Here is a 19,927-nt window from a genome sequence, read left to right as displayed (position 1 = left end):
GCATGTGAAGCAACACCCGTTAGCACGTTAGCGCTTTACAAACCGATAGTGCCCGACGCCCCACTCGTTTCCATTCGCATAGCCGAACAACTCGGCCACGGCCATATAAAACATGCGCCACCGCTGAAACCACACAGCCGCATCGCGAGCGCCGTAGGTATCGACGAGCATCGGCATCACGCGATCACGTGCCGCATCGAGCGCGGCGAGCCAATGATTCGCCGTACGCTCATAGTGCGTGCCGCTCACCCACCATTGACGCTCCATCCGCAGATCGTCCTGGAAGTTCAGCAAGAGCGCTTCGGACGGCATCGTGCCGCCCGTGAAAAAGTACTTCGACATCCAGTCGCTGCCGTCCTGCACCTGAAAGTGATACGCAAGCGTGCGATGCACGAACATATGCACGAACAGCTTCGCCTCGTCGCGCATCCAGCGCGAGATCTTTGCAAGCAGCAGGCCGTAGTTCTTCATATGCTCGAACATCTCGATCGACACCACGCGATCGAAACCATCCCCAAGCTGCGCGTCATCGAATTCGAAATCGACGACATCGCCCGTCACCACCGAGAGGTTGCGCAAACCGAACTCCGCCGCGCGTGCTTCGATGAACGCGCGCTGCCCATGCGAATTCGACAGCGCGACGATCCGCGCACGCGGATAATGTGCCGCCAGCCACAACGACAATGAGCCCCATCCGCAGCCGAGATCGAGAATCCGCTGACCGTCGGCCAGTTCCGCGCGCTCGGCATAGCGCTCGAGCATCGTCGCTTCGGCTTGCGCAAGCGTTTCGCTGCCGGCCGGGTACAAACAGCACGAGTACTTCAGATGCGGTCCGAGATGCGCATGAAAGAACGAGGCCGGCACCTCATAATGTTGCGTGTTGGCGGCCTGTGTTTCGATGGCGATCGGACTCGCGCGCAAATCGTCCAGCAGGCGGTTGAGTCGTTGCGCGCGCAACTCGCCGTTGTCGATCGCTTCGGCGCGCAAACGCTGGCGCAGCAGTTGACGCATGCCGAAACGGATCAGGCTGTCGGGCAGCCAGCCGCGTTCGCAGCTTTGGATCAGCCAGCCATCGCTGGGCTCAGTTGGCGAGGAAGGCGGCATTGTATGGTCGGTGGTGGAAAGGCTCATGAGGCTGACTCCCTATCGTTTTATCTGGACTCTACTGAACGTCCGCACGCGCCTCCCGGCCTATCTCAATGCCGCGGCGGCCACGGAATCAGCGCGCTGGTGGTGCGCATGTATTCGGCGTAACCGGCGCGCCGTTTCACCATGCTTTCTTCGAGCAGCGGAATGCCCGAGAGCTTCAGCAGCAGAAACGCCATCAGCACCGGCGGCAACACCGTGAACCATCCCCACGGCGTGCCGATCGACAGCGCGATATAAGCAAGCCAATGCACGCATTCGAAGAAGTAGTTCGGATGCCGCGAATAGCGCCACCAGCCGACACGGCACACACTGTCGTGATTGGCCGGGTCCTGCGTGAAGCGTTTGAGTTGCCGGTCCGCGCTACCTTCGCCGGCTACCGAGACGATCCACAGCGCGATAGCCAACACGATCCAGCCTGTTGCCGCAGGACTGACGCGGTACGACGGCACGAGGAACGCAAGCGACAGCAGCAGCGAAATCACGACTTGCAGCTGGAAAAACCAGAACATCTTGCTGGTTGCCTTGTTGCCCCATTCTTCCCGGAAACGGCGATAGCGTGCGTCTTCGGGCTTGCCGTCATTGCGTTTCCACAGATGCGTGCCGAGCCGCACGCCCCAAATCAGGCCACCCAGCGCACTCAATGCACGCGACACTGGATCGCCGGTGCCGAGCACGGCATACAGCACCGCCACGAGGCCGAGCGAATAGGCCCAAACCGGGTCGACCATGCCGGCGTTCTCGCTCTTCAATTGCCATGCCCAGACGGCGCTGAAGATCACGACGAGCCCGATCAAGGCAATCACGGCGGCGGCAAGTGGCGGCATGGAGGCCTCGTTCAATAGCAATGCGGTTTATACGCTGTAAGGGCACGAACGGATGCGGCGGGCGCGCCATCCGGCACATGTGGCTTTAGTCCTTGTCGTCCGGCGAGGCGAAACCTGCTTTGCCGAGCTGGTCGGGATGCTGCGGCACGCGTCTGAAACGCGACGTGTCGTAGCCCATTGCATCGAGCCGCACGAGCAGCGACTTATAAGTGTCGTCGCTCATGTCGGGCTCACGCGAAAAGATCCAGCCGAGGTTCTTGCCGGGGTAGCCCAGAATCGTGTAGTGATAATCGGGGTCGACGTAGAGCGTCAGCTGCGTGACGTGGACCGGCCAGAACAGCTGCACGCTCCACTCGCCGCCTTCCTTGCCCGGCACGGGCGTGTCGAGGAACTGATAGTGCTTTTCGGGGGCGTCGAAACGCTTCTTGCGGCCGTAATACGAATCGTCGATCTTGCCGTCCGGTCGCAGCTTCCATTCCGCGCGGCTGCCCACCAGGTCACGCTCGGCGAAATAGGGAATATTCGCGATGATGTACCAGGTGCCCATGTAGCGCGGCAGATCGACAGGCACCGTTACGAGCGGTTCGCTGGCGCGCGGGTTGGGATTGGGCGGGTTGTTGGAACACCCCGTCAGGGGCAGCAGCAAAACAGTCGCAACGACAGCGGCGGCACAGACAAAACGGCGCATGACGTGGCCTCGAACGTGGCGGTAATAAACGTAGTACGTTCGACGAGGCTCGACGGATGCGTTCAGGTCGCATTTCAGTGCGAACCCCTGATCGGCGAAGTAAGGCACCAGCGGCCCACTTCCCGGATAGTCACCACCGGCACACCCATTGATTTCCCGCTTTACCGCGCGACGCGGGCGCCCGCGGCAATGCAACACAAAAATCTCTGTGGAAAGGTTCATGCGATAGACCGATTCAATTGGTATCGCGGCCAATCGCATCCTGTAATGAAACTCCTGTCGTGCGCCCGTTTTGGTAACTTGCCTATCCAACCCGCTGTCCCGGAGAGATCATGTCCCAACCCAAGCCTAACGTCGACGAAGTGGTGAGAAGCATCGCAGAGGAAACCGACACGCCCGCGGAAACGGTCTCCAGGATGTATGCAGAAACACTGGCCGACTACCGGCACGAAGCGCGTGTGTTCGATTACGTGCCGCTGTTCGCCGCGAAGAAAGTACGCGACAAGCTGCGCCATCCGTCGAAGCACGAACACTGATACGGCGGCGCGCGGAGACCACCGCCTGGCTGGCACCACTTTGAATCGACCGGCTCGCTCGTGTGCCGATGTACTCGAATCGCACACCGCTTTATTTTTCCCACTGCTAGACTTTGACCCGGATACATCGACTCGGGGGAAGATGGCATGCGGGTGACGATCGTAGGCGCGGGTATTGCCGGTTTGAGCACGGCGTGGTCGCTCGTGAAGCTGGGACACGACATCACGCTGATCGAGCAGGGCTCGATTCCGAATCCACTCGCCGCCTCGGGCGACCGGCATCGCATGATCCGGCGCGCCTATGGCGATGCCGACGGGTACGCACGCACCATCGCCGAAGCATTCGATAGCTGGGATCTGCTGTGGAATGATCTGGGCGTCTCCCACTATGCGAACTGCGGCGTGCTCGGCATTTCGCAATGCGCAGGCGATGGCGCCGAGCGATTCCGCGCCGGCCTCGACCGGATGAAATTCGAATATGAACGGCTCGATCCGCAGGAAGCGGCCGAGCGTTATGCGTTTCTCGACCCCGCCACGTTTCGCTACGCGTACCTCGATCATGACGGCGGTGCGCTGTTTAGCGAACGCATTGCACGCGACATGAAAGCGTGGCTCAAGATGCGCGGCGCGGAGATTCGTACCCACACCAAGGTGCTCGCGGTCGATGCGCACGCGGCCTCCGTGCGGATCGCAGACGACACGATCATTCGCGCCGACCGGCTCGTGGTGACTACAGGTGCGTGGACGCTGCAACTGTTGCCCGCGCTCGCCGAAAACCTGGTGACTTATCGCAACGCGGTTGCCTATATGGAGCCACCGGCGGATCTGGAGAAGGCGTGGTCGAATGCGCCTGCCATTGTCGATATTGGCGGTGATAGCGACGGTTATGTGCTGCCGCCAATCGATGGCGTCGGCTTGAAGTTCGGCGCTGGTGTGTGCAAATCGCGTGCGCCTGATCCTGATGCGAATCGCGTTGCGGCGCGTGAAGAAGGCGATAGTCTGCGTCGGCTGTTTTCACCGCCGTTCTCGCGAATCGACGAATATACGGTGACCGAAGTAAAAACCTGCGCCTATACGTTCACGGCGGACAGACGCTTCTTTTCGAAGCGCTTTGGCAACACGCTGGTGGTGTCGGCATGCTCCGGCCATGGCTATAAATTCGGCGCAGCAGTCGGGCAGCGGGTCGCGCAAGCGCTGGATACGGATGACGATGTCATGCTCGCGCGTTGGCTTAGGGCGGAAACGGTTTAGGTTTCCTTGTCTTCGCACAAACGTGCCTGCTTCAGCGGCGTGTGCCTGATTGACCGCGTGAACATTCATTCGACATCAAGAGGCCGTAGTCCAGATTCGTGGCTCCAAATTCTGGTCGCAGTGTGGCGCTAACAATGGCGCCGCAAATTCCTTATGCTGACGGTTCCGGCGGCGCCGTTCGCCCGCAACGATAACCCCATAAGGAACCACACCCGTGTCCGATGCGATTCATATCCGGCCCGTCACGGCCGCCGACTTCGACGCCTGGCTGCCACTGTGGGACGCCTATAACGCGTTCTACGGCCGCTCGGGTGAAACGGCATTGCCGCGTGAGATCACGCAAGTCACATGGGGGCGTTTCTTCGACGCCTATGAGCCGATGCATGCGATGGTCGCCGAACGCAACGGGCAGTTGCTCGGCCTTGTGCACTTCCTGTATCACCGTCACACCACCATGGTGGCGCCGACCTGCTACCTGCAAGATCTCTACACGCTGGACGCCGAGCGCGGCAAAGGGGTTGGCCGGGCGCTGATCGAAGCGGTGTATGCACGGGCGAAGGCGGACGGTTTGCAGCGGGTCTACTGGCTGACGCATGAGACGAATCACACGGCGATGAAGCTGTACGACAAGGTCGCGGAACGGTCGGGCTTCGTGGTCTATCGCAAGGCTTTGTGATGTTGCGTGGTGTGGGATGCAAAGCACGCAGCGCTCATTTTCGTTGCGCGCGGTGCTATCCTTTGATGCGATCCATCGCGCGAAGTCTCATTGCCGCGCTTTGGCTCCCGCCATGCGTCCGGAGGCCACACCCATGTCCGAATCCATCCAGATCGAGGTTGCCGACTCGCATCTTTATCCGGGCTGCGCAGTGCATATCGCGCACCTGCCCGAGCCGGCTCACGCGGTGGCGGCGGTAGTCGAATTCGCGGACGGCTCCGGTGCGCACGCCACTTGCCATCGGCGCACGTTCGACGAACTCGAATTAACCGTCGACGGTTATGCAACCCAGCGGCGCCATCCCGTCGACGCCAGGCATTGGCTTCTGCTTGCCGTTGACGCAACGCACAACAGCTGGCGCGTGAAGCGACGACTACCTTAGCTTCGCCAAGCTTTCTGATCACTTCGTATCCGAACCCGGTGCCGCGCACTCGCCGCCCCGAGCGGCAACCAGACTGCCCGTCACGCTAACTTCGAAACCTACCGATGACAGACAACGACTCCATCCTGCCGCCAAACCCCGACAACGCCCCCGAAGACCCCGAGCGCCGCCGCGTCCTGACCGGGCTCGCTGCCGTCGGCCTCGGACTCGCGCTGGCCGGTTGCAAGACCGAGCAAAGTGCTGCAGGCGACACGGCGCAGCGCAGCGCCGCCGACTTACGCCTCGACGCCGCGCTGCACGATCAGGTCAAACACATCGTGGTGATCTACGCCGAGAACCGCAGCTTCGCGAACCTGTACGGCAACTTTCCGGGCGTCAAGCATCCACTCGATGCGGTGAGCGCCGAGCGTTATCTACAACTCGACCGCGACGGCAAGACGCCGTTGCCGCGCCTGCCGGCAATCTGGGGCGGCCTCGTACCGCAAGCGCAAGAGGTGGACGGCAAGCGCTACATGATTGGTGAAAAAGATATCCGCCACCTGCGCAACGCGCCCTTCCATATCACCGACGCGCAAGGCGCGCCGCTGCCGAACGGCGTGATCACGCGCGATCTCGTGCATCGCTTCTATCAGAACCAGATGCAGATCAACGCCGGGCGCAACAACCAGTTTGCCGCATGGGGCGATTCCGGCGGCCTCGTGATGGGACATTATCGGAATTCCGCCGATTCGCTGCGTCTGTGGAATCTCGCGCAGCAATACACGCTGTGCGACAACTTCTTCATGGCGGCCTTCGGCGGTTCCTGGCTGAACCACATCTTCCTGATCTCGGCGCAAGCGCCGTTCTATCCCGACATCCACAACAGTCCGGCGAAGAAGATGGTCTCGGTCGTCGAAGGTGACGATCCGACCGGCACGCGCTTGAAGCAGGCAACCGACTCGCCGGCGTCCGCGCTCGGCGGTCCGCCGAAATTCGTCAACGACGGCGCGTTTAGCGCCGACGGCTACGCTGTCAACACGATGGCGCCGCCGTATCAGCCGAGCAATGTGCGCCCGGCCGAAGGCGGCAATCCGGCGTTCGCCGATCGGTCGAATCCGCGCGTGCTGCCGCCGCAAAACTACGCGACGATCGGCGACCGTCTCACGGACAAGGGTGTCGACTGGGCGTGGTACAGCGGGGCGTGGCAATACGCGTTGGAGCATCAGGACACGGGCGCGGTGCCCGATTTCCAATACCACCATCAGCCGTTCAACTACTTCACCAACTACGCGCCGGGCACCGCGGCGCGGCGTAAGTATCTGCGCGACGCGGGTTTGGGTGACGACGCATCGACCAATCGTTTGATTGCCGACATCGACGCGGGGCGTTTGCCGGCTGTCACGTTCTACAAGCCGCAAGGTGATCTGAACATGCACGCGGGGTATGCGGACGTCGCATCCGGCGACCGGCACATTGCGAATGTGATCGAGCATATTCAGCGCAGCCCGCAATGGGCTAATACTGTCGTGGTCGTGACCGTCGACGAGAACGGCGGCTGGTGGGATCCGGTCTCGCCGCCAAAGGGTGATCGCTGGGGGCCAGGGTCGCGGATTCCGGCCCTGGTGATTTCGCCGTTGGCGAAGAAAGGATACGTCGATCATACGGTGTATGACACGAATTCGATTCTTCGCTTGATCAGCCGCGTGCATGGGCTGGCGCCGCTGGATGGCGTGCTGGCGCGAGATCGGGCGTTTGCGCAGAATGGGTTGGCGCCGCTCGGCGATTTGACGGGTTCGTTGGATCTGGCATGAGCGGTTCGCTTTGCCGTAGGTTTGCGGCGGCGTGTCTGTATGCCTGCGGTGGCACCGCAGGCATCTTACCTCGCACGATGCAGCGAATTACTGCGTCACCCCGTGCAGCTTCGCGATCACCGAATCCGAAATCTCCTGAGCGGCTTTCTCGATCGTCTTTTTATCGTCGCCACTCGCCATGACAAACTTGGCCGCGATCACATACGGATTGAGTTTGATCACCGCTCCCGGCTTAGCCTTGCTGTCCGCCTCTTCGACCGCCTGATACAGCGGCGGCAAATCCGCCGCGCCAAGGCTGTCGCACGACACCGCTACCTGAATATCGTTCTGGCCCGTGCCAAAACCCACCATGGCACGCCTTAGACGATTGCCGTCGTCGACACTCAGAAATACACCGCGCACTTGCCAGCCCGTTGCCGCCAACGGTTGCCCGGGCGCGCTGCGGCGTGCGTCGACGCCACCTTTCTGCAGATCCGCCGTCAGCGCCTCCGCCATCTCGTTGACGATGTCTTTGGCGTGGTCCTGCGGATTCGAATCGTGCCCCAACGGTCCCGGACCGCTCGGCAGCAAACCGCGCAGACGGCGCGCGCGTTGACCGGGTCCGCTGTCAGGTGTCACGTTGGCCACATCAAGATCGAAGTCGGACACATAGACAATCGGTTTGGGCGTGGCGAAAGGGACGCTGTCTGCCGCGCCACTCAGCGTGGATGCGCCGAGGCATCCCGCCAGCATCGTGAGTTGCAGAAATCGACGCAGCATGACGCGCCCCCGCGAATGGCTGATAGACGCGGCTATCGTACCGCCGTATGTACGGTGCGTAAGTTTTTTTCGTGCCTGATCGTCGTACCTTTGCCTTGCATAACACGCGCTGCGGCATAGACTGATAGAGCCACACTTCGCAATTTGTACGGAACTGCCATGCGCCTAACTATCCTCATCAACGGTTCCGATCCCACCGTCAGCCACGATTACGCCGTGCTATGGCTCGACACCGAAGAACACCGGTGGTCGAGGGAAGCGCATCAAGGGATCGATCTACCCCCGTGGGGCGAATTGCACGATGACAATGGCGTGACCACGCTGTGCGCGCCGAGCACCGATGCGCCGCTGTGCACGCTGCGCGGCTTGCACGTCGATCGCAAACAACGCGTCAGCGCGGCGCAAGGCGCCGCTGCGTGGACAGCCTTGCCCACGCGCGCACCGACCAGCGGCTTCTGGCGCTTGCAAGCCGTCGACCGGCAAAATGTGCGCGCTGAAAACAGCGTTTTCGGCAATTAGGTTCCTGCGCTTTTTTCGTCAGTGAAATTCTTACTCACCAAGCCGCACGGCGCACGTGCGGGTGCGTTCGTGCGCGTGTTTGATCGTTACCCTCGCTCTACATTCTGCGTCGCGCATTTAAGCCGGTCTTAAGTTTGCATGCGTAGAGTCCGAATTCCACGCATTAGGGTCGCTGCAAAGCGGCCCGTTTTTTTTGTGTGGCGCTTTTGGATTTCTTCTGTGCGGCCTCGCGCTTCCTGCGCTCGCATCATCTTCATCACCGCGCGCCGCGCGCCGCGCAAAAATCCACTTTCTTCCTCTGTGTTTTCCTGCGTTCCGCGTCGCTCGATAGGCGCTCGCGACGCTATACTTGCGCCCCCGATCCCTCGACTGACTGACACATGAAGAAGTGGTTCGCCTGTCTGCTGTTCGCTGTTGCCGCTCACGCAAGCGCGGCGCCTTCCTGCACCCAGTTCACCCCGAACGCGCAATGGCCGGTTCTGACCAATCAGAAGATGGCGCCGAAAACGCGCATGCTTTGCTATAGCGATTTCGCGGTGCTGCATTCGGGTATCACGCATGGTCCGTTGTGGTCCGCCGAGCATCTGACGCGCGACCATATCGAAGCCGCCAAAGACATGGTGCGCACCAACAAATTCTTCGAAGATGCGCGTTTGCCCGACGGTGAAGGCGCAACGCTCGCCGACTATAAACGCAGCGGTTTCGATCGCGGGCATATGAGTCCGGCGGGCAATCGCTGGAATCAGGAAGCGATGGCACAATCGTTTTCGCTGGCCAACGTCGTGCCACAGAATCGCGAGAACAATCAGCGCTTGTGGGCGCGTATCGAAACGTCGGTGCGCCGGATTGCGATGTCGTACGACGATACCTATGTCGTCACCGGACCGATCTTCAGCGGCCAGCAATTGCAGACCATCGGACCGACGCGCGTCTTCGTGCCGACGCAATTGTTCAAGGTGGTCTACGTGCCGTCCCGGCAAATGGCGTTTGCGGTCATGGTGGACAACGTCTCGACCAACCGCTATGACATCAGGACGATTCACGAACTCGAGGCGGCCTCGGGTATCCGTTTTCCGGGTATTCCAGAGAATCTCAAAGATCAGCGACCGGGAGGACTGAAAGGTGTTTAAACCCTATTCGAACGATGACGACGTGCTCAACATCCAGGGCGACGCACTCACCGTCAGCAATGGCACCACGCGCGTGGTGCTGAACGGAACGCTGGAATTGACTCAGGACCAGCGCGGACTGAAAGCGGCGCTGGCGCTGAAGGAAGCGATCGACGCGGTGGTGGCCGCATTGCAAGCGCAAACCAATTTGCCGGCGAAGCTGAAAGACGAGCCGGACGCGAAGCCCGGCGTCGTACAGAATCCGTTTCAATAGCGCCAGACGTATTGGGTCAGGCGAGCCAACATTGCATCGCAACGGGTCAGCTGTTCAGCGCCGCCGACGCCGCCGCCGCCGTACGTCGTCTTGCCGTCGCTCGCGATTTATTCAGAACCCCGATATGTATCCGCCGTTACGTTTTGTCACCAGAGCATCGTCAACTGCTGTCTTCCGGCCAACGTTAAACCGGCAGCGCTGAAACATTTCAGCCGCGACACAAGAAATAACCGGTCAAACCAGGAGTTACACCATGAAGACGCTTTTCGCTGCTCTCGCTTCCGCTCTCGTCGTGTCGACCGCTTTTGCGCAAACCGCAGCGCCGTCGGCCGCGCAACCGGCGCAAATGCAACCCGCCGGTCAAGCGAATCTGAAGGCCAGCACCGCCGCGCAAACCGGCGCCGCGGACAACGGCGCGGCAACGACAAAAGCGCCGGCCAAAGCCACCGCGAAGGCGCATGTAAAAAAGACGTCCGCCGCTCACACGGCAAAGATGCAAAAAGCCACGAAAAAGACCGCTGTCGAAGCAAGCGCAGGCAAGACCAAAACGGAAGGCGCGAAAGAGGCCAGCAACGCCCCGGTAAAAGCCGACGGCGCAAAGACCGACACGACGAAAACGCAATAACACGTGATCGGTTTTCGGCAAGCACCGGCCACGCATGCGTAGTTAATCGAAGCCGAACTGCCGTTCAGGGAGGGCGAGTCTCACGACTCGCCTTTTTTATGGGCGCACCGCATGGACCCCGGTTCAAGCGCACGCAAAGCTTATTTGCCAGCATAGCTGCCTGATTCGATTCGAACGACTCGTCGAGTCCCCATGATTTTTTCAGCAGACACCGAAATTTTTGCACTGCGTTTACCCGTAGACGTCTAATCTCGAAGTGTCTTGATCAACCGTGGCGTCACCGAACGCCGCATCAAATGGCTCTCACGCAATCAATCGACAGTTTCGAAACGCAGCCGCTTAGCGCGCCGCCGGTCCAACGCAACAATGTCATTCCCTTCCCCGCGGCCCGCGCCCGCCTCCAGGTCGTCTTGCCCCACCCGCCGCACGATCTTCCAGGCACCCAGTTACGCACACTGCTTCATTCGCCGCTCGGTGTGTATGTCGTCAGCACGGAAGCCGATCGTGAAGAAGTGCGCGTGCAACTCGACATTGCACTCGACGACCTCGATTTCACGCTCCATACGCTCATCTCGACACTCCCCGCAGCATTGATCGGACCTCTGAAGCGCCGCCAAGCCGTCGCAAAGGCGCGCTAATCATGTTCTCAGGCATCTGGTTGCCCATCGTCACACCGTTGCGCAATGGCGAAGTCGACGTCGACGCGTTGCAGCGCCTCGCGGACTACTATCTGCGCACGGAGATCAGCGGTTTTGTCGCCTTGAGCACGACGGGCGAAGCCGCTTTATTACAGGAATCCGAGCGTCTTACCGTTTTGCAGGCTCTGACCGATGTGATCGGCTCCCGCCTGCCGATGCTGATCGGCGTCGGCGGCTCGAATACGCGCGATGTCCTGCACGATATTCAGCGCTATGAGCGGTGGGACTGCGCGGGTTATCTCGTGTCTCCTCCGTCGTATGTATGTCCGGATCAGGCCGGCGTGCAGTGGCATTTCGAACAAGCCGCACTTGCCACCGAGCGGCCTATCGTTTTGTACAACGTGCCGCATCGGATCGGCGTCACCATCGAGCCGGACACGGTCGCGCGCCTGGTCGAATACAGCAACATCGTCGCGATCAAGGAATGCGTGAAGGAACACTTCGAGAAGCTGCGCGGCCTGCCGGTCAACGTGCTGTGCGGCACCGATGAAGCTCTGGACGACTGCCTGAACCACGGCGGCACTGGCGGCATTCTGGCAAGCGCACATGTCTGCGCGGATCTGCTGGTTGCCGTACAGGAATTGATCCGGCACGCACGCGACATGGAGGCACGCAATCTGTTCGCCTGTTTGCTACCCGTCCTGCGCTTGCTGTTCGCCGCGCCCAACCCGTCCGCAATCAAGGCGATGCTGGCGTTCGATCACTCGATGACTGATGAAACGCGTATGCCGATCACGCGCGCGTCGGCACAACTCGTCGAACGCCTGAGCACTGCGCGCGACAGGCTGCAGGACCTGCGCGCCGAATTTGCTGGAGCGATGAGCTAACGCGAGGAGCGGCGAATCTGCGGATCTGCGGATCTGCGGAGCAGGTTTGCAGACGAATGCGCCACGAATCAGTTCATCATTTCGTGGCGCAAGCTTGCGTCCAGCCGCTGCATCCGCAGCACGACACGCCGCGCGTAACCGCGCCCGCCGCCGCTGTAACGAAGCAGCGCGGCGTCGAGATCGCCGCCACTTTCATCGAGGTAGTCGCGCAAAATGGTCGAACCGATCCGCACATTGATCGCCGGATCGGACAAGTCGGTTGTGCCCGCAATCAATCGCGGGTGCGCAGCAGGCAAGATCTGCATAAGTCCTCGCGCACCCGCAATGCTGACCGCGTAGCGATCGAAGCTCGACTCGACCGACATCACGGCAAGCAGCAAGATCGGCGAGATGGCTTGGCGATCTGCTTCGATCAGCACCGCGCGTGCGATCTTCATCGATTCCGTCGGAGTAACGCGAAACTGTGCGCGCAGTAAGGTGGTGATATCGCCGAGCGCCGGCAAGTCGCTGTCGGACGTCGCGTCGCTCGCGGCACTCGGCGGTTGGACGGCGAATGCCGACTGGGCCTCAACGGCCTGCGATGCCACGGACAGCGAGAAGGCGATCGCTGCCAGCATCACTTTCAAGCTGACTCTCAGGCGAAAGTTTCGTTGTGGTTGCTCGCCATCCAGAGCGCTATTTCCATGCATAGGTTCGCTTCCTGACCGGGATGTCTCGACCTTACCGGGCTTGGTGTAGCGAATCGCCAAAGAAAGAGGGGTACGCCGTAAAATGCTTATAAAAATGTCGTATCGCGCGGCACGCGAATCGGACATACATGCATCTTTCGCGTGGCTTGCCAGGAATCCAGTTCGATCAATCCGCCGGCGGATTCAGATCGGCTAGTGCGCTGAGCTTTTGCACGTCGGCGATTTCTATTTCCGCATAGCCCAGCTTCAACGCGCCCTGCGCTTCGAATTGCTTGAGCACCTGATTGATCGTCTGCCGCGACAAAGCCAGCATCATTGCCAGATCCTCCTGCGGCACCTTGAGTACACGCCGCAATGCACCGGGTTCGCCGTACCCGCCCGCCATCAACAACAGGCGGCGCGCCACGCGCTGCGCGGCGGGAAGCAAAGCGGCCTCCTCGATGGCGTCGAAAGCGAGGCGCAACTTTTGCGTCAACAGCAAACCGAACACATGCCAATACTCGGGTGTGCGTTCGAGCAGCGCGGCAAGCGCGGCGCGCGGCATATGGAACACCGCAGAATCGCGTTCGGCATACGCATCATGGGTTCGCGGGCGGTTATCGAACAGGGCGATCTCGCCGAACCAGTTCACTGGCTCGATGATCGCGAGCAACGCTTCCTTGCCGGCCGAACTCGCCGCGCCGATTCTCACGAGACCGTCGAGCACGCAATAGAGGCCGTCGTCGGAATCGCCGCGCGTGAAGAGCCGCTCACTGGCCGCGAGACGTTCGACACGCCCCGCTTCGATCAGCTGCGCCTGCATGGCAGCGGGCGCCGAGCGAAACCATGCGCTGCGCTCCAGCAACGCGGTAAGCTCATTCGATGAAATACTCGCAGTCATAGGACGGCATCCGTGTCGGATTGTCGGCTACCCGATGGTTTCAAATTCCGCTGCCCGCGATTATGCTGACTTTGAAGGAGGAGCGGCATCCATGAGAACGCTGACACAACAGCTGACGCAATACGCGGCCTACCATCGCGACCGGCGCAATATCGCCACGCATTTCATCGGCATTCCGATGATCGTGCTGGCACTGGCTGTCTTGTTGAGCCGGCCCGCTTTCAGCGTGGGTGGCTTGTCGTTGATCTTATCGCCCGCATGGATATTGTTCGCCGCGGCGACCGTCTACTACCTCGTGCTCGACGTGCCGCTCGGCGTGATGATGGCCGTGGTGTCGGCGTTGTGCGTCGCTTGCGGACAGTGGCTCGCCGCGCAAGCTACGCTCACCTGGCTCGGCTCGGGTATTGGTCTCTTTGTGATCGGCTGGGTCTTTCAGTTCATCGGCCACGTGGCATACGAACATCGCCAGCCTGCCTTTGTCGACGATGTGATCGGTCTGCTGATCGGGCCGCTGTTCGTCCTCGCTGAGGCGTTGTTTGGTTTTGGCTGGCGGCCCGCACTGCGTGAGGCGATCGAGGCACAGGTCGGCCCGACCCGTATCAATGCGGACAGCGCGGCGGCGCATCGGTGACAAATAGGGGCGCCCGATTTAGCGGCCTATGCTCAACTCAGTCCGTCATCCCTACTCAATCAACCGTCCCAACTCAACCGGCCATCCCGACTCAATCAACCGTCTCAACTCTACGGGTCGTCGTGTCTGGACCACCGCAGCTCAACGCACCGCGAACCGAACGAGCCGCACGCTATGCAACGCCGTCAGCGAGACCGCAATCCAGATAGGAATATACGTGGCTAACTGCTCGGCGCTCAGCGCCTCACCGAGCAACGTGATGGAGACAAACACCAGCAGCACCGGCTCGACATAGCCGAGAATGCCGAACAACGCGACCGGCAATAACCGGCTCGCCTTCAGATACGAAGCCAGCGCAACGGTGCTGAGCGCGCCGAGCCCCGGCAACAGCAAACACCACATGTCGATACGGCCGCCGATCAGGGTCAGCGAACCACCGATGACGATAAACACGGCCGCCGCCGGCAACAGCAGCGCCATTTCCACCGTGAACATCGCCAGCGAGTCCTGGTTGATCTTGCGCCGCAGCACGAAGTACGGGGGATAACCGAGCGCGACGAGCAACGTCGGCCATGAAAAGGCACCCGTCATCCACAGTTCATGCGCAACGCCCAACGCGGCGCAGATGACGGCTAGCCATTGCAGACCGTCGAGGCGCTCGTGATAGTAGAAGCGTCCCACCAGCACCATCACCAGCGGCAGCAGAAAATAGCCGAGCGAGACTTCAAGCATGCGCCCATGCAGCGGCGCCCATAGAAACACCCACAGTTGCACACCAAGCAAAGCCGCGCTCACAATCATCGCCACGCCGAGCTTCGGCTGCGTCACCATGCGGTAAAGAAGTTGCCGGAGAATCGGCAGGCGTTTGCGCAACAGGATCAGCAAGAGTGCGCCCGGCACGGTCCACACGACGCGCCACGCGAAAATGTCGAGCCCGCTCAACGGCGCAAGCAGCTTGGCGTAGGCGGACAGTAATGCAAACATCGCCGACGCGCCGACGGACAGCGCGATACCGCGCTTTGGGTCATACTGATTCATTACGCGGCCCGTGACGCAATTGTTTCGGCCTGCGGTGCAGGCGTGCGAGCCGATACTGATGCAGGTGTGTGCGGCGCAACATGCGGCGGCTGTGCGCCTTGAGTTGTTGTCATTAGAAGTGAAGTCTCACAAGCAGGCAGCGTAGATCAAGCGCTGCGTTTTTTATCTTCGCCAGGCGATGCAAGCGGGCATTCTAGACGGGTTCCGGCGCAAACGTGCCGGTTAGTCGTCGCTGGTTCGTTGCAGCAAGCAGCAATTTATTCCGTGCGCATCGCGCGCCGATGCACTAGAACATAACTTCACGCGCGACGGGCGAAGCCGCAGCGGCAACGCCCGCCACTTCCCGCACAGATGTTCAAGCGCGAATCTTGCTACGAAACTGGCGACACCGTTTGCAACGTCATTCAGGACACCCTGGACATCCGTCGCAACCGCCATTGCAGCGTCATTTGCAAGCGTCACCGGCAACATCAATCAGCCGGGCCGGCAAGGCAGTCCATGCGGACCGAGCCCGCCTTTCCTTCCCGCGGCATGCATCACCTGCGCTTCAGTGCGCCTGCCGCCACCCGGCCAGCAATCCTGCTCATCGAATGTGACTACTGGAGCCAGCATGACCCAGCCAGCCCTCTCGCACGACGCATCGCCCGATCTACTGCGCGCCACCTTCGCCGCCGACGTACGCGCCGGACTCACCCACACGCCGCAGAAAGAGCTGCCCTCGAAGTATCTGTATGACGAAGTCGGCTCCGCGCTGTTCGAAGTGATCACCGTACTGCCCGAATATGGCGTGACACGCGCCGAGGAACGTCTGCTCACGAGGCATGCAGCGGACATCGTCGCACATCTGCCGCATGACGTGACCGTCGCCGAACTGGGCAGCGGCAGCGGCCGCAAAACGCGGCGCATTCTGGAAGCGCTGTGTAAAAAGCGCCCCACTTCTTACTGTCCGATTGAAATTTCGCGCAGCGCCTTGCAGTTGTGCAGGCGCGAACTCGGCGACATCGAGCGGATCTCGATTGTGGGTTACGAGCGCGATTACCTGGCCGGACTGGCCGAAGTGAGCAAGAACCGCGCGGCGGACGAACGGCTGCTTGTCCTGTTTCTGGGCAGTACGATCGGTAATTTCGGCAGACTCGCGGCGACGCGGTTTCTGCGCGAGATCCGCAATATGCTCGCGCCCGGCGACGCGCTGTTGCTCGGCACGGATCTGATCAAGCCGACGCCGGTGCTCGTGGCCGCCTACGACGATTCGATCGGTGTCACGGCATCGTTCAATCTGAATCTGCTGGCGCGCATCAATCGCGAACTCGATGGCGACTTTCCGCTCGATGCGTTCGAACACGTCGCCCGCTTCAATCCGGACGCGCGCAGCATCGAAATGCATCTGCGTGCGAAGCGCGATCTCACCGCGCACGTGGGCGCCGCGCAATTGAAGGTCTCGCTCAAGGCAGGCGAAACGATCTGGACCGAGAGCAGCCACAAATACCGCGCGGACGAGATGCCCGCGATCGCCGACGACGCCGGGTTTGTGTGCAGCCATCAGTGGATCGAGGATCAATGGGGCTTCGCGGAGAGCTTGCTGGTGGCGTGGTGAGCGGTAAGCGGTAAGCGGTAAGCGGTAAGCGGTAAGCGGTAAGCGGTAAGCGGTAAGCGGTAAGCGGTAAGCGGTAAGCGGTAAGCATTATCGGGCCGCGCGCTGGACACGCGAGACACACGATCGACAAAACGGCGGGCCATCTATGTGATGGCCCGCCGCCTTCGTTTTGCCGTGTACGCAGTCCAGTTGCTCAGTGCTGCTCGAAACGCTCGAAACGCTTTTCGGTCGCACGCTCTTCGCCGGCCACTTCGGTCACGCGCGCCGCCGGCGGCCCGTGACGCAGCCACGACAGCATCCGGTCGACCTGGTTGGCCGAGCCCTGCAACATGGCTTCGACGGAACCGTCGTCGAGATTCGCCACCCATCCCTTGATACCGAGCGCGTGCGCCTGCCGCACTGTGGCGTGGCGAAAGCCCACGCCCTGCACCGTGCCGCGCACGCGCACGTAATACGTTTCGATCCGTAGATCCAGATCCGGGGCCATGCCGTCCTCTCTCTTCTGTCGACCGGAGTTAGCGCTTTAGCACTTACTCTGGTCCCATGCACCGCTGTCGACCGGAGTTAGCGCTTCAGCGCTTATTCCGGTCCCATGCACCGCTGTCGACCCGAAGTTAGCGCTTCAGCTGTCGACCAGAGTTAGCGCTTTAGCGCTTACTCTGGTCCCATGCATTGCACTTACTCCGATCCCATGCAACGCTGTCGACCCGGAGTAAGCGCTTCAGCACTTACCCGGTCCCATGCAACGCAAAATCTTTCAAGCCGGCATTCTAGTCGCGTCGCGGCAAGATTGCTCGGCAGCGCATGAGCTCGTCCGAGCTCGCCCACGCGCTCAAGGCGCCCAGCGCAACACACGGCACGCGCGCCACGTACAATCCGCCGACTGTCACGCAGGGAATGAATCAGAATGACCGAACAGAATCGCGATCTCGTGCTCGTGACCGGCGCATCCGGCTTCGTCGGCTCGTCGGTGGCGCGCATCGCGCAACAGAAGGGTTTCAAGGTGCGCGTGTTGGTGCGCGCCACCAGTCCGCGCAAAAACGTCGAGGCGCTGGATGCGGAAATCGTCGTGGGCGATATGCGCGACGAAGCGTCGATGCGCAACGCGCTGCGCGGCGTGCGCTATCTGCTGCACGTGGCGGCAGACTATCGCCTGTGGGCGCCGGACCCGAGCGAAATCGAGCGCTCGAATCTCGAAGGCACCGAGGCGACCATGCGCGCGGCGTTGAAGGAAGGGGTCGAACGCATCGTCTACACGAGCAGCGTGGCCACGCTGAAGGTCACCAGTTCCGGCCAGTCCGCCGATGAGACCTCGCCGCTCAAAGCCGACCAGGCGATCGGCGTATACAAGCGCAGCAAGGTGCTGGCCGAGCGCGCGGTGGAGCGGATGATCGCCGAGGACGGCCTGCCTGCCGTGATCGTCAATCCATCCACACCGATCGGTCCGCGCGACGTCAAGCCGACGCCAACCGGCCGCATCATCGTCGAGGCGGCGCTCGGCAAGATTCCCGCGTTCGTGGATACGGGGCTGAACCTCGTGCACGTGGACGATGTGGCCGCCGGGCATTTTCTCGCGCTCGAACGCGGCAAGATCGGCGAGCGCTACGTTCTCGGCGGCGAAAATCTGCCGCTGCAACAAATGCTCGCGGATATCGCCGCGCTGACCGGCCGCAAGGCTCCGACGCTGACTTTGCCGCGTGGGCCGCTTTACCCGCTGGCCATTGGCGCCGAAGCGGTCGCGAAGTTCACGAAGCGCGAACCGTTCCTCACTGTCGACGCCTTGAGAATGTCGAAGAACAAGATGTACTTCACATCGGCGAAGGCGGAACGCGAGCTCGGCTATCGCGCGCGGCCTTATCGCGAGGGCTTGAGCGATGCGCTCGAATGGTTCCGGCAAGCCGGGTATTTGAAGCCCTGACGCGCACATGCAATGGGGGGGGGCGTGAGTCGGGCTGCATGGGCCGGGCCGCATAGACCGGGCTGTATAGGCCGGGCTGTATAGGCCGAGCCGGATAGGCCGAGCCGGATAGGCCGAGCCGCATAGGCCAGGCCGCATAAGCCAAGCCGCGAAGGTCGAGCCGCATAAGTCGCGCCGCGTAGGCCGAGCCGGATAGGCGGAGCCGCGTACGCCGCGCAGGTCGCGCCGAACACCCCCCGGCGCGACCTGCGCGCACTTTGTTACAACGTCACTGTGTTTGCGCAGGTAAAAGCCCACGCGTAGCAGGTAAAATCGCGGGTCTTACCAGAGAAACCTCGCATGAATCTTCACGAACAGCTCGGCGCGCTGGAAGTGGGCGTCGATCAGCTCATCCAGGCTGTCGTGGCCCCGCAGGCCGAAAACATCCCCGAGACACCCGCAGAGGCAGCAGCGCAGGCAGCGCCGGCGGCGAATCACGTCTCGTCCGAGTCGAAAACAGAAGACCTGGCGCCTGACCCAGCGGCAGCCACGACCGCGGTAAAAGCGGCGGCGTCGGCACCAGCACCCGGCAGCGAAGATCCGGCCGCCCAGCCGCAGCCCACGCTCGAAATCAACCGCCCTGCGCAAAATGAGATCACGATGACGATCGGCGGCCAGACGGTCGCGCTGCGTGCTGAGCAGATCGGCCAACTGATCGAGGAATTGGCGAACGCGCGGGCCTCGATGACCCCGGAACCGCCGCCGGGCATCTCGCCGGGCTGGCGCTTCGTCTCGACCAAGAATCCCGTCATGGCCGTGCAGAAACAGTCGAATGGCGACCGTCTGCTGGTCATGCGCCACACCGGCCACGGCTGGGTGCCGTTCACGTTTTCGCCCGACATGGTGATCCAGATGTACATGATGCTCACCAAAGGCTGACATACGGTCGAGGTAAAAAAAACGGCGCTCTCAGCCCTTCCGGCATAGCTTGGCGGTCCGGACCTAGTGCCCCTACCCACACATACTGCCCGGATTCAAGGCAGGCAAGGTAA

23 protein-coding genes are annotated in these 19,927 nt (G+C 61.4%); 15 read left to right on the top strand and 8 right to left on the bottom strand.

Annotation, left to right across the window (positions count from 1 at the left end):
- Positions 1–27 precede the first annotated feature (27 nt).
- From P0D84_RS21260 to P0D84_RS21250, 3 genes are all read right to left on the bottom strand, one after another.
- Positions 28–1,131, bottom strand: a complete 1,104-nt coding sequence (locus P0D84_RS21260; RefSeq protein ID WP_408340095.1) for an SAM-dependent methyltransferase — start codon at positions 1,129–1,131, stop codon at positions 28–30.
- A 65-nt stretch (positions 1,132–1,196) separates the two neighbouring features.
- Positions 1,197–1,973, bottom strand: a complete 777-nt coding sequence (locus P0D84_RS21255; RefSeq protein ID WP_408340093.1) for a DUF1295 domain-containing protein — start codon at positions 1,971–1,973, stop codon at positions 1,197–1,199.
- A gap of 85 nt (positions 1,974–2,058) precedes the next feature.
- Complete coding sequence (locus tag P0D84_RS21250) at positions 2,059–2,661, bottom strand: lipocalin family protein (protein ID WP_408345879.1); 603 nt, start codon at positions 2,659–2,661, stop codon at positions 2,059–2,061.
- 332 nt (positions 2,662–2,993) lie between these two features.
- Here P0D84_RS21250 and P0D84_RS21245 point away from each other — a divergent pair, with 332 nt between their 5' ends.
- The 5 genes from P0D84_RS21245 (at position 2,994) to P0D84_RS21225 (ending at position 7,335) form a co-directional block, all read left to right on the top strand.
- Entirely contained in the window at positions 2,994–3,197 is a 204-nt protein-coding gene (locus tag P0D84_RS21245; protein WP_408340091.1) for a DUF3562 domain-containing protein, read from the top strand.
- A gap of 147 nt (positions 3,198–3,344) precedes the next feature.
- Positions 3,345–4,448, top strand: a complete 1,104-nt coding sequence (locus P0D84_RS21240) for an NAD(P)/FAD-dependent oxidoreductase (RefSeq protein WP_408340089.1) — start codon at positions 3,345–3,347, stop codon at positions 4,446–4,448.
- Positions 4,449–4,662: 214 nt separating this feature from the next.
- Positions 4,663–5,124 carry a GNAT family N-acetyltransferase gene (locus P0D84_RS21235; protein WP_408340087.1) on the top strand — a complete coding sequence of 154 codons (462 nt, stop codon included), beginning with the start codon at positions 4,663–4,665 and terminating at the stop codon, positions 5,122–5,124.
- Between the two features lie 133 nt (positions 5,125–5,257).
- A complete protein-coding gene (locus P0D84_RS21230) occupies positions 5,258–5,545 on the top strand; it encodes a hypothetical protein (protein ID WP_408340085.1) in 288 nt (95 codons plus the stop codon).
- Between the two features lie 104 nt (positions 5,546–5,649).
- On the top strand, positions 5,650–7,335 hold the full coding sequence (locus tag P0D84_RS21225; protein WP_408340083.1) for an acid phosphatase: 1,686 nt from the start codon (positions 5,650–5,652) through the stop codon (positions 7,333–7,335).
- A gap of 87 nt (positions 7,336–7,422) precedes the next feature.
- Here P0D84_RS21225 and P0D84_RS21220 read toward each other — a convergent pair whose 3' ends face one another.
- Positions 7,423–8,094: a DUF4410 domain-containing protein gene (locus P0D84_RS21220; RefSeq protein WP_408340081.1), complete on the bottom strand. Its 672-nt coding sequence runs from the start codon at positions 8,092–8,094 to the stop codon at positions 7,423–7,425.
- A 159-nt stretch (positions 8,095–8,253) separates the two neighbouring features.
- On the opposite strand from P0D84_RS21220, the gene P0D84_RS21215 reads away from it, so the two are divergent.
- The 6 genes from P0D84_RS21215 (at position 8,254) to P0D84_RS21190 (ending at position 12,146) form a co-directional block, all read left to right on the top strand.
- Positions 8,254–8,613, top strand: coding sequence for a DUF3564 domain-containing protein (locus P0D84_RS21215; RefSeq protein WP_408340079.1), 360 nt, complete (start codon positions 8,254–8,256; stop codon positions 8,611–8,613).
- A 380-nt stretch (positions 8,614–8,993) separates the two neighbouring features.
- Positions 8,994–9,743, top strand: coding sequence for a DNA/RNA non-specific endonuclease (locus P0D84_RS21210; protein WP_408340077.1), 750 nt, complete (start codon positions 8,994–8,996; stop codon positions 9,741–9,743).
- The gene (locus P0D84_RS21205; protein WP_408340075.1) at positions 9,736–9,996 is read left to right on the top strand and encodes a hypothetical protein; all 261 of its coding nucleotides are present in this window, start codon (positions 9,736–9,738) and stop codon (positions 9,994–9,996) included. Before P0D84_RS21210 ends, P0D84_RS21205 begins: the two co-directional genes overlap by 8 nt.
- A 253-nt stretch (positions 9,997–10,249) precedes the next feature.
- Positions 10,250–10,621 carry a hypothetical protein gene (locus P0D84_RS21200; RefSeq protein ID WP_408340073.1) on the top strand — a complete coding sequence of 124 codons (372 nt, stop codon included), beginning with the start codon at positions 10,250–10,252 and terminating at the stop codon, positions 10,619–10,621.
- A 296-nt stretch (positions 10,622–10,917) separates the two neighbouring features.
- Positions 10,918–11,259 (top strand): hypothetical protein, encoded by a 342-nt coding sequence (locus P0D84_RS21195; protein ID WP_408340071.1) that lies wholly within the window; start codon positions 10,918–10,920, stop codon positions 11,257–11,259.
- A 2-nt stretch (positions 11,260–11,261) separates the two neighbouring features.
- Complete coding sequence (locus tag P0D84_RS21190) at positions 11,262–12,146, top strand: 4-hydroxy-tetrahydrodipicolinate synthase family protein (protein ID WP_408340069.1); 885 nt, start codon at positions 11,262–11,264, stop codon at positions 12,144–12,146.
- Between the two features lie 68 nt (positions 12,147–12,214).
- Here the strand turns inward: P0D84_RS21190 and P0D84_RS21185 are convergent, their stop codons facing one another.
- Positions 12,215–12,763, bottom strand: a complete 549-nt coding sequence (locus P0D84_RS21185; protein WP_408345876.1) for a lytic transglycosylase domain-containing protein — start codon at positions 12,761–12,763, stop codon at positions 12,215–12,217.
- Positions 12,764–13,001: 238 nt separating this feature from the next.
- Entirely contained in the window at positions 13,002–13,715 is a 714-nt protein-coding gene (locus tag P0D84_RS21180; protein WP_408340067.1) for a Crp/Fnr family transcriptional regulator, read from the bottom strand.
- Between the two features lie 91 nt (positions 13,716–13,806).
- Between P0D84_RS21180 and P0D84_RS21175 the strand changes: the two genes are divergently transcribed.
- The gene (locus P0D84_RS21175; protein WP_408340065.1) at positions 13,807–14,346 is read left to right on the top strand and encodes an Mpo1 family 2-hydroxy fatty acid dioxygenase; all 540 of its coding nucleotides are present in this window, start codon (positions 13,807–13,809) and stop codon (positions 14,344–14,346) included.
- Between the two features lie 141 nt (positions 14,347–14,487).
- Here the strand turns inward: P0D84_RS21175 and rarD are convergent, their stop codons facing one another.
- The gene (rarD, locus tag P0D84_RS21170) at positions 14,488–15,384 is read right to left on the bottom strand and encodes an EamA family transporter RarD (protein WP_408340063.1); all 897 of its coding nucleotides are present in this window, start codon (positions 15,382–15,384) and stop codon (positions 14,488–14,490) included.
- Between the two features lie 610 nt (positions 15,385–15,994).
- On the opposite strand from rarD, the gene egtD reads away from it, so the two are divergent.
- Complete coding sequence (gene egtD, locus P0D84_RS21165; RefSeq protein ID WP_408340061.1) at positions 15,995–16,978, top strand: L-histidine N(alpha)-methyltransferase; 984 nt, start codon at positions 15,995–15,997, stop codon at positions 16,976–16,978.
- Between the two features lie 193 nt (positions 16,979–17,171).
- Here the strand turns inward: egtD and P0D84_RS21160 are convergent, their stop codons facing one another.
- Positions 17,172–17,465 (bottom strand): acylphosphatase, encoded by a 294-nt coding sequence (locus tag P0D84_RS21160; protein ID WP_179739934.1) that lies wholly within the window; start codon positions 17,463–17,465, stop codon positions 17,172–17,174.
- Between the two features lie 420 nt (positions 17,466–17,885).
- On the opposite strand from P0D84_RS21160, the gene hpnA reads away from it, so the two are divergent.
- Both hpnA and P0D84_RS21150 read left to right on the top strand, forming a co-directional pair.
- A complete protein-coding gene (gene hpnA, locus P0D84_RS21155) occupies positions 17,886–18,896 on the top strand; it encodes a hopanoid-associated sugar epimerase (RefSeq protein WP_408340059.1) in 1,011 nt (336 codons plus the stop codon).
- A gap of 339 nt (positions 18,897–19,235) precedes the next feature.
- The gene (locus P0D84_RS21150; protein ID WP_408340057.1) at positions 19,236–19,814 is read left to right on the top strand and encodes a hypothetical protein; all 579 of its coding nucleotides are present in this window, start codon (positions 19,236–19,238) and stop codon (positions 19,812–19,814) included.
- The last annotated feature ends 113 nt before the right edge of the window (positions 19,815–19,927 follow it).

The organism is Paraburkholderia sp. RL17-337-BIB-A, from assembly GCF_046025895.1.
Classification (GTDB): domain Bacteria; phylum Pseudomonadota; class Gammaproteobacteria; order Burkholderiales; family Burkholderiaceae; genus Paraburkholderia; species Paraburkholderia fungorum_C.
Note: the sequence above shows the minus strand (reverse complement) of the source record. Positions and strands in the feature narration are given on the sequence as shown.